This is a genomic window from Kitasatospora sp. NPDC059571 (assembly GCF_042735675.1).
Lineage (GTDB): Bacteria > Actinomycetota > Actinomycetes > Streptomycetales > Streptomycetaceae > Kitasatospora.
Genome location: NZ_JBHWBW010000343.1, coordinates 1 through 8,614, shown reverse-complemented (window position 1 = coordinate 8,614; position 8,614 = coordinate 1). Strand labels below are relative to the sequence as shown.

The window sequence follows — 8,614 nt, the reverse complement described above, 5'->3', positions numbered from 1 at the left end:
CGCCAACCCCCAGCGGCACGCCTCCCGGTACCTCCGGGTGGTGCTGCACGCCGACCCGGCCGCCGCCGAGGCGGTGCTGGAGGTGCACGACGACGGGCCGGGCATCGCGGCCGCCGACCGCGAACGGGTCTTCGAGCGGTTCGCCCGGCTCGACGACGCCCGCAGCCGCGACCACGGCGGCGCCGGGCTCGGCCTGCCGATCGCCCGGGACATCGCGCACCACCACGGCGGCACCCTTACCGCGGCCGACGCCCCGACGGGCGCCCTGCTCCGGACCCGCCTGCCCCTGGCCCGCGCCTGACCCGGGCCCGGACCCGGGCCCGGACCGGGGGCCGGCCCGCGGGAATGCGACGTCCGATTCCCGCCGGACGGACCGGCCTCGGTGTCGCAGGCTGGGAGGCGTACCACTTGGACCAGCTGCACACCGCAGGACGACGAGTACGGGAGATCCGGCCGTGACCGTGTACACCACCATCGACAGCCCCGTGGGCGAACTGCTGCTGGTCGGCGAGGAGTCCGCGGCGGCCGACGGCGGCACCGCGCTGGCATCGGTGTCGATGACCGGGCAGCGCCGGGCGCCCGCCGTCCGTCCGGAGTGGCGGCGCGACGAGCAGGCGCTCGCCGAGCCGGTACGCCAGTTGCGTGCCTACTTCGCGGGTGAGGCGCGCTCGTTCGACCTGCCGCGCACCACGGCGGGCACCGACTTCCAGCGCCGGGTGTGGCAGGCACTGGAGGAGATCCCGTACGGGACCACCACCAGCTACGGGGAGCTGGCCGAGCGGGCGGGGATCCCCCGGGCGGCCGTCCGCGCGCTGGGTGCGGCGATCGGGGCCAACCCACTGCTGGTGGTGCGGCCGTGCCACCGGGTGATCGGCGCGGACGGCTCGCTCACCGGGTACGCGGGCGGCCTGGACCGCAAGGAGTTCCTGCTCGGCCACGAGGCGGCCGGGCGCGCGGAGGGATAGCCGCGCAGCCGCCTCCGCGGCCGGGCGGGCGTCGCGCCGCGCTCAGCGGTCCACGTGCAGGCCGTGGCACGTCCAGCTGAGCCGGCCCGGCCCGTCGGCGGGCGGCCGAGGGTGGTAGGTGCCGTCCGAGACCGAGAGGTTGACGATCAGATAGGCGTGCCAGCCGGCGCCGACGCCGCGGTGGTCGGAGTAGACCGGCGCCCCGTTGGCGTACCAGTCGACCGAGCGGCGGCCGAACACGGTGCGCAGGTCGACGGTGGCGCCGGGGGCTATGCCGGAGGCGCCGCCGTGCCAGTAGCGGTAGCCGCCGTGGACGTGGTTGGACACCTCCAGCAGGTCCGGGTTGTCGGGGTGGTACTCGAACACGTCGATCTCGTTGCCGCCGTCGCGCCAGGTCCAGATGGCGGGCCAGGCGCCGAGTGCGGTGGGCAGGGTGACCCGGGCGGTCAGGGTGTCGCCGGTGACGACCTGGAAGGCGTCCGGACTGCCCTCGGTGGTCAGCAGGTTGGTGTCCCAGAGGTCGCTGCCGGGACGGCGGGTGGCGGCCAGCACCCCGTCGGGGCAGTGGGCGCCGCTCAGGTAGTCGAGTTTGTGGTCGCTGCGGTTGGTCGGGCCCATCCGCGGATAGGCGCTGCTGCGACCCGCCACCCACTGCCGGCTCGAACCGAAGTCCGCGCTGAAGACCGTTGCCATCGCCGCCTCCCGGTGCTCGGTTGACGCCTGCGCGCCAATCACTTGCCGTGATGTACCCGCTACGGATCGTCATATGCGAACCGGAGCCTCCGGATCCGGGAGGTGCGGGGGCGGCGCCGACAGGGAGTGGGCACTGTGCCGGCGTGCAGGGCGGCACCGGCCCGGACGCCGGCCCCGTCCGGCCGGATCCCGGGGGCGGGCAGGGCCCCGCGGGCGGACTCAGGAACCGCCCTCGACCAGCAGGTGTTCCAGCACGGGCAGGGCGTCCCGGAGGACCGCCTGCTCCCCGGGGCTGAGCGCGGCCACCCGCCCCGCCAGCAGCTCGGACCGCTCCTGGCGGATGGTCGCGAGCAGGCCGGCGCCGTCCGGGGCGAGTTCCACCAGGGTGGAGCGGCCGTCGTTCGGGTCGGGGACGCGGCTGACCAGGCCGGCGGCGACCAGCGGGCCGACGGTCCGGGTCATCGAGGGCGCCGCGACACGTTCCAGGGCGGCCAACTCGCCGAGGCGCAGCGGGCCGTGCTGCTCGATCCGGGCCAGCGCAGACTGCTGGGCGAAGGTGAGGTCCTGGCCCGCGGACGCCTGGGCGAGCTGCCGGTGCAGCCGGGCGACCACCAGGCGCAGCCGGACGACACCGGCCGGGTCCAGGACGCCTCGGGCCGGCTCGTCCTGCTCCCCCGGGCCGGCGGCAGGCCCGCTGCCCTGCGGGGCGGTCATGCGGCGCCCCGGCCCGCGGCGTCCCGTCCGGCGGCCGCCGCGGCCCCGGCCGTCCCGTTCCCGTCGGCGGGCCGGCCGCCGCGGCGCTCGGTGCGCTCGCGCAGCAGCGAGGCGGCGGCCGCGACCAGGGACATCGCGATGGCGAGGCCGAAGACCACCATCAGGCCGTCGTGGAACGGGCCGGAGATCAGGTGCGGGAAGAACTCGCGCCCGGTGAGGGTCTGCGCGTTGCCCGCGGGCAGGCCGGACAGGACCTGCGGGCCGAGCAGCTCCCGGATCGGGTTGTAGCCGAGGAAGGCGGCGAAGAGCGTGCCGACCGGGGGCAGTTGGGCGACGGCGTGGGCGTCCGCGGCGGACACGCCCTGGGCGGTGAGGCCGCCGGACAGGGCCTGCGGGAGGGAGCCGGCCAGGCCGGCGACCATCAGCGAGAAGAAGACGCCGATGGAGAGCACCATGCCGGCGTTCTGGAACGTGGCGCGCATGCCGGAGGCCGCGCCGCGGTCGGCGGCCGGGACGCTGGACATCACCAGCGCGGTGTTCGGCGCGGCGAACAGGCCGCCGCCGAGCCCGTTCAGGAAGACCAGCAGCGCGAACGCCGGGTAGCCGAAGTCGGTCGGCAGCGCGAGGAGTCCGGCGAACGAGGCGGCCATCACCACCAGGCCGCCCGCGGCGAACAGCCGCGCGCCGAACCGGTCGGAGAGGTGTCCGGCGACCGGCCCGGCGGCGAGGAAGCCGATGGTCAGCGGGACGAGGTAGATGCCCGCCCAGAGCGGGGTGTCGGCGTAGTCGTAGCCGTGCAGCGGCAGCCAGATGCCCTGCAGCCAGACGATGAGCATGAACTGCAGGCCGCCACGGGCGACCGAGCCGAGCAGGGTGGCCAGGTTGCCGCCGGCGAAGACCGGGTCACGGAACAGCCGCAGCGGGAACATCGGTTCGGCCACCTTCGTCTCGACCAGGCAGAACACGCCGAGCACGGCGGTGCCCCCGATCAGGCCGGCCAAGACCCAGGGGTTGGTCCAGCCCATGGTGCGGCCGCCGTAGGGCTGGATGCCGTAGGTGATCGCCGCGAGCAGCGCGGTCAGGCCGGCGGCGAAGGTGATGTTGCCCCACCAGTCGATCCGGCCGGGGCGGCGCACGCCGGTCTCGCGCAGCGAGCGGTAGGCCCAGACCGTGCCGATGATGCCGATGGGCACGTTGACCCAGAAGATCGACCTCCAGTTCCACTCGGCGAGCAGCCCGCCCAGCACCAGGCCGATGAACGAACCCGCGATCGCGGCCACCATGTTGACGCCGAGTGCCATGCCGCGCCGGCTGGCCGGGAAGGCGTCCGTGATGATCGCGGCGGAGTTGGCCATCAGCATCGCGCCGCCGATCGCCTGGACGACGCGCCAGCCGATCAGCCAGATCGCCCCGCCGCCGCCCTGCAGCGGGTCGAGCGAGAGGACCACCGAGGTGACCGTGAAGATCAGGAAGCCGGCGTTGTAGATCCGCACCCGGCCCCAGATGTCGCCCATCCGCCCGAGGGTGACCACCAGCACCGCAGTCACCAGCATGTAGCCCATCAGCATCCACAGCAGGTAGCTGACGTTGCCCGGCTGCAGCGGGTCGAGGTGGATGCCGTTGAAGATCGCGGGCAGCGAGATCAGCACGATCGACGAGTTGATGGTGGCGATCAGCATGCCCAGCGTGGTGTTGGACAGCGCGACCCACTTGTAGCGCGGGTGCTCCGCCCCGATCAGACCGCGGCGGGCCCCGCCGGGCGCCGCCGCGGGCGCGGGCCCTCCGTCCGGTGCAGTCATCGCCGTCCCTCCCCCTCGAAGATACTTAGCTGACATCAACTAAATTACTGCGCGCGACGGCGCCTCGCCAGGGTCCGGACGGACCCGCGGGCGGACGGCCGGGTCACGACCCGCGCGGCCCCGGCCCGGCCGTCGCCACGGCTTCCCCCGCGGAGCGGGCAGGCGTACGGTGGCCACACGGCACCGTGCGCATACGCGCCACCGCCGATCCCCCGAAGGTCCAGCGACCTACCGCACCGCTGGAGGCCGACGATGGCCGACCCCAAGGCGTTCCTGAACACGCCGCGGAAGCTCCGCGCCCGGCGTGCCGCCGAGGCGCGGGTCCGGGACTGGCAGGAGGTCTACCAGCCGGGGGCGCTGCTGCCGATCATCGGGGGCCAGGCCGCCCGCTGCATGGACTGCGGCCTCCCGTTCTGCCACCAGGCCTGCCCGCTCGGCAACCTCGTCCCGGAGTGGAACCGGCTGGTCGCCGACCAGGACTGGCGGGACGCCGCGGACCGGCTGCACGCCACCGACAACTTCCCCGAGTTCACCGGCCGGCTCTGCCCCGCCCCCTGCGAGAGCGCCTGCGTGCTCGGGATCATCGCCGAGCCGGTCACCATCCGCAACGTCGAACTCGCCGTCGTCGACCGCGCCTGGGAGCAGGGGTACGAGGTGCCCTGCCCGCCCGACCGGCCGACCGGCCGGAGCGTCGGCGTCGTCGGCTCCGGCCCCGCGGGGCTGGCCGCCGCCCAGCAGCTGACCCGCGCGGGCCACGCCGTCACGGTGTACGAGCGGGCCGACCGGATCGGCGGCCTGCTGCGCTACGGCATCCCGGACTTCCGGCTGGAGAAGCACCGGCTGGACCGCCGGATCGACCAACTCCGCGCCGAGGGGACGGAGTTCCGCACCGGCGTCACGGTCGGCGAGGACCTCCCGGCCGCCGAGCTGCGGAGCCGGCACGACGCGGTGGTACTCGCGGTCGGCGCCACGGCGTGGAAGGACCTCCCGGTCCCGGGACGGGAGTTCACCGGCATCCACCAGGCGATGGAGTACCTGCCGCTGGCCAACCGGGTGGCGGCCGGCGACCTCGCCGAGTCCCCGGTCAGTGCGCGGGGCCACCGCGTCGTGGTGATCGGCGGCGGCGACACCGCGGCCGACTGCGTGGGCACCGCGGTGCGCCAATTCGCCTCCGGAGTACGGCAGCTGGACATCAACCCGCGCCCCCCGGACGGCCGGCCGGAGGCCCAGCCGTGGCCGGTCCACGCGAAGGTCCGGCACGAGACCACCTCGCACGAGGAGGCCGGCCGGCAGTGGCCGGCCCGCGACGGCGCCGACGGCGACATCCGTGCGTACGCCTCCACCACGGTGCGCTTCGACGGCGACCCGGACGGCCGGGTCTCCGCCGTCCGCATCGCCGACGCCGCGCCGGGCAGCCGGGCCCCGCTGCCCGGCACCGAGCACGCGCTGGACGCCGATCTGGTGCTGCTGGCGCTGGGCTTCTTCGGACCGGAGCCCGACACCGGGCTGGTGCAGCAGTTCGGGCTGCGGATCGACGCGCAGGGCAACCTCGCCCGGGACGACCGGTTCGCGGCCGGCCCGGACGGGGTGTTCGTCGCGGGCGACGCCGGCCGCGGCCAGTCCCTGATCGTCTGGGCGATCGCGGAGGGGCGGGCAGCCGCCGCCGCCGTGCACCGTTACCTCACCGGCCGGGACGACCTGCCCGCCCCGATCACCCCGGCCAGCCGTCCGATCGTCCCGGAGGACCCGGCACCGGCCGGCTGACCCGCCCGCCTCCCCCGGGCCCGCGCCGGGCCCCCGGCTGGACGGCGGCGCAGGGCCCACTCGACGACCGCGAGGTTGATCACCCAGCCCGCCCCCATCAGCACCGCCCGGACCGCGACCCCCGGACGGCCGACCAGCAGCATCCTGGGCAGCCGGGTCAGCACCTGCGTGCCGGCGCCCAGGCCGATCGCGTAGCCGCGGGCCATCCAGGCCCGGTGCCGCACGATGTCGCGCCGCAGGACCGCGGTCGTCCCGAGGACGAGCGAGACCGCCATGGCCGAGCCGAACACCAGCCGCAGGCCGGCCAGAACCCGGCCGTCGCCCGGGCCGTCGGGATAGGAGACGGTCATCCACAGACCGGAGAGCGCGACCGCCAGCCCGCAGGGCACCAGGACCCGGCCGGCGGCCCGGTGCCACCCGGGCCTGCGGCGCCGCAGGCCCGGCGCGAACCGGAGGGCGCCCAGGACGCCGTACACGCTCGCCGCGACGATGTGCACGACGACGGGCAGCGGGGCCGCGAAGAAGCGCGCGTCCTGCGGCCCGCCCGGCCCGCCGGCCGCCAGTTCGGAGATCCGGGCCGCCCCGGCGGCGACCGGCACGGCGCTCAGCAGGAGCAGCCCGGCGGATCGGACGGGCGGGGCTCGTGCCGGAGCGGGCGGCGGGGATCACGCACCGGATCAGGGTACGAGCGCCGGTCCCGCACCGGATCGGCCGAAAGTACGAGGCCCGCGGCCGAACGCCGCGGGCGGGCCGACGGCGGGAGGGACGACGGTGGCCGGTCGGCGGGGCGACGGAGGGGCGGCGGCGGACCGCCGGGGGCCGCCGGGGCCGCGCGAGGGCTCGCGGGGCGACCTGCGGAAAGGGCGGGGTGTGCGCGGCCGGTGCCCGGGCGCGGCCGCAGGGTCGGCCCACGAACCGTCACCGGAGCGTCGAGGTTCGTGTGATGATCATCCGCTGGCGGCCGCGGCACCGGAGGTCGTGGGCCCGATTCCGGCCACCACCCCGCCACAACCCGGACGAATTCCCGCTCGGGAATTCCGACCGGAATTCCGCCCTATTTCCGGGATAAGGACGACGCGGACACGACAGGTGAATCGGGTCGGCAATCGGGACGCGTCGCTCCACCCCCGCCGCCACCTGCGACAGCAGGGCGCGGAGCGCCCCGGACCGGCGCGCGGGCTCCCCGTGCCGGCGCGTTCGGCGAGTGCACTCGTGATGGTTGTGTGATTGTCGGGATGCCAGCTTGTTACTGAGGCACCGATCCCTCTAATCTCCGGTAGCAGCCCGCCAGCACGGGCGCCCGAGATGCGGCACGCCGAACCCTGCCCACCGCGTCACACGGGTCACCGACCAGACCCTGGGCAGGGACGGGGGACCCACACGTACCACGCCGTCCCCACGGCTAGGGGTGAAGCCGCCCTCGCGCGGCCGGGCCACCTCCCGGTCCGAACCCGACAGCTCACCTCGCAGGCGTGCGGAGAGGGAACTCGATGGGTTTCATCGGCTCCGGCCGCCACCGCCGCCCCACCCAGACCGAGCGGGCCGTCGCCGCGGCCGGCGTGGCAGGCGCGGGAATCGCCATTCCGCTGCTCACCGCGACCGGCGCGCACGCCGTCGCCCCCACCACGTGGGACGCGGTCGCCCAGTGCGCGAGCGCCGGGAACTGGGCCAAGGACACCGGCAACGGTGCCTACGGCGGGCTCCAGATCGACCTGCACAGCTGGGTCGCCTACGGCGGCGACGCCTACGCCGCCGAGCCCGACCACGCCACCCGGGACCAGCAGATCGCGGTCGCCGAGCGGATCCTCGCGGACCGCGGCGCCGCCAACTGGGGCTCCTGCGCCACCTCCGCCGGGCTGACCGGCGAGGGCCGCGCCACCACCCAGCCCACCACGCCCGCGGCGACCACCCCGGCGGCGCCCACCACCGCGCCCGCCGCCCCGGCCACCACGGACCCGGCCGCCCCCGTCCAGCGCGGCAGCGCGGCCCCGGTCTTCCCCGGCATGCAGGGCCGCGACGCCTCCGGCCTGTACTGGTACCAGGCCGCCGACGGCGGCTGGTACTGGACCACCAGCCAGCAGGTGTACGAGCAGGCCACCGGCACCGGCCAGTCGGCCGCGCCGACCGGCACGCCCACCCAGGACGGCCAGGCGCCGACCTCGACGACCGGCACGCCCACCGCGCCGACCACCACGCCCGCCACCCCGGCGCCGGGCACCACCACCGCCCCCGGCGTCCCGGGCACCGCCACGGCCACCCCGCCCGCCCCCGGCACCCCCGGCACCCCCGGAGTCGCGGACCCGACCGGCCAGGCCGGCACCCCGGCCGGCGACCCGGGCACCCTCGGCACGCCCGCCGCGCCCGCCACCACCGGGACGCCGGCCCCGGCCGCCACCCCGGCGCCCACCACGTACACCGTCACCGAGGGCGACACGCTGTCCGGCATCTCCGACACCCACAAGCTGGGCGGCTGGAAGCACCTCTACGACCAGAACCAGTCCACCGTCGGCGAGGACCCCGACATGATCCACCCCGGACAGGTCCTCGAGATCCACTGACCGGCCCGCGCCCGACCGGCGGGCCCCCCCCCCCCCCCGCGGGGGGGGCGGGGGGCGGGGGGGAGGCCGCGGGCGCGGGCGGGCCGCGGCGCGGCGGGGGGGGGCGGGGCGGCCGAGCGCG

General features: G+C 76.1%; 8 protein-coding genes and 1 riboswitch. Of the genes, 4 read left to right on the top strand and 4 right to left on the bottom strand.

The window, feature by feature from the left end; all coding sequences use genetic code 11:
* Both ACFV0G_RS28775 and ACFV0G_RS28770 read left to right on the top strand, forming a co-directional pair.
* On the top strand, positions 1–301 hold a 301-nt coding region (locus tag ACFV0G_RS28775; RefSeq protein ID WP_380554238.1), incomplete at its 5' end, for an ATP-binding protein.
* A gap of 154 nt (positions 302–455) precedes the next feature.
* On the top strand, positions 456–965 hold the full coding sequence (locus ACFV0G_RS28770) for a methylated-DNA--[protein]-cysteine S-methyltransferase (RefSeq protein ID WP_380554235.1): 510 nt from the start codon (positions 456–458) through the stop codon (positions 963–965).
* Positions 966–1,007: 42 nt separating this feature from the next.
* Here ACFV0G_RS28770 and ACFV0G_RS28765 read toward each other — a convergent pair whose 3' ends face one another.
* The 3 genes from ACFV0G_RS28765 to ACFV0G_RS28755 form a co-directional block, all read right to left on the bottom strand.
* Positions 1,008–1,658 carry a beta-glucanase gene (locus ACFV0G_RS28765; RefSeq protein ID WP_380554232.1) on the bottom strand — a complete coding sequence of 217 codons (651 nt, stop codon included), beginning with the start codon at positions 1,656–1,658 and terminating at the stop codon, positions 1,008–1,010.
* A 219-nt stretch (positions 1,659–1,877) separates the two neighbouring features.
* On the bottom strand, positions 1,878–2,372 hold the full coding sequence (locus tag ACFV0G_RS28760; RefSeq protein WP_380554229.1) for a MarR family winged helix-turn-helix transcriptional regulator: 495 nt from the start codon (positions 2,370–2,372) through the stop codon (positions 1,878–1,880).
* The gene (locus tag ACFV0G_RS28755; RefSeq protein ID WP_380554226.1) at positions 2,369–4,171 is read right to left on the bottom strand and encodes an MFS transporter; all 1,803 of its coding nucleotides are present in this window, start codon (positions 4,169–4,171) and stop codon (positions 2,369–2,371) included. The genes ACFV0G_RS28760 and ACFV0G_RS28755 overlap by 4 nt, the downstream gene beginning before the upstream one ends.
* 252 nt (positions 4,172–4,423) lie before the next feature.
* Between ACFV0G_RS28755 and ACFV0G_RS28750 the strand changes: the two genes are divergently transcribed.
* Positions 4,424–5,935, top strand: a complete 1,512-nt coding sequence (locus ACFV0G_RS28750; RefSeq protein ID WP_380554223.1) for a glutamate synthase subunit beta — start codon at positions 4,424–4,426, stop codon at positions 5,933–5,935.
* Here ACFV0G_RS28750 and ACFV0G_RS28745 read toward each other — a convergent pair.
* Positions 5,848–6,534 carry a DUF2306 domain-containing protein gene (locus ACFV0G_RS28745; protein ID WP_380554220.1) on the bottom strand — a complete coding sequence of 229 codons (687 nt, stop codon included), beginning with the start codon at positions 6,532–6,534 and terminating at the stop codon, positions 5,848–5,850. The genes ACFV0G_RS28750 and ACFV0G_RS28745 overlap by 88 nt on opposite strands.
* A gap of 739 nt (positions 6,535–7,273) precedes the next feature.
* Positions 7,274–7,424, top strand: a riboswitch (cyclic di-AMP (ydaO/yuaA leader).
* A 1-nt stretch (position 7,425) separates the two neighbouring features.
* Between ACFV0G_RS28745 and ACFV0G_RS28740 the strand changes: the two genes are divergently transcribed.
* Positions 7,426–8,493, top strand: coding sequence for a transglycosylase family protein (locus tag ACFV0G_RS28740; RefSeq protein WP_380554217.1), 1,068 nt, complete (start codon positions 7,426–7,428; stop codon positions 8,491–8,493).
* Positions 8,494–8,614: the final 121 nt, after the last annotated feature.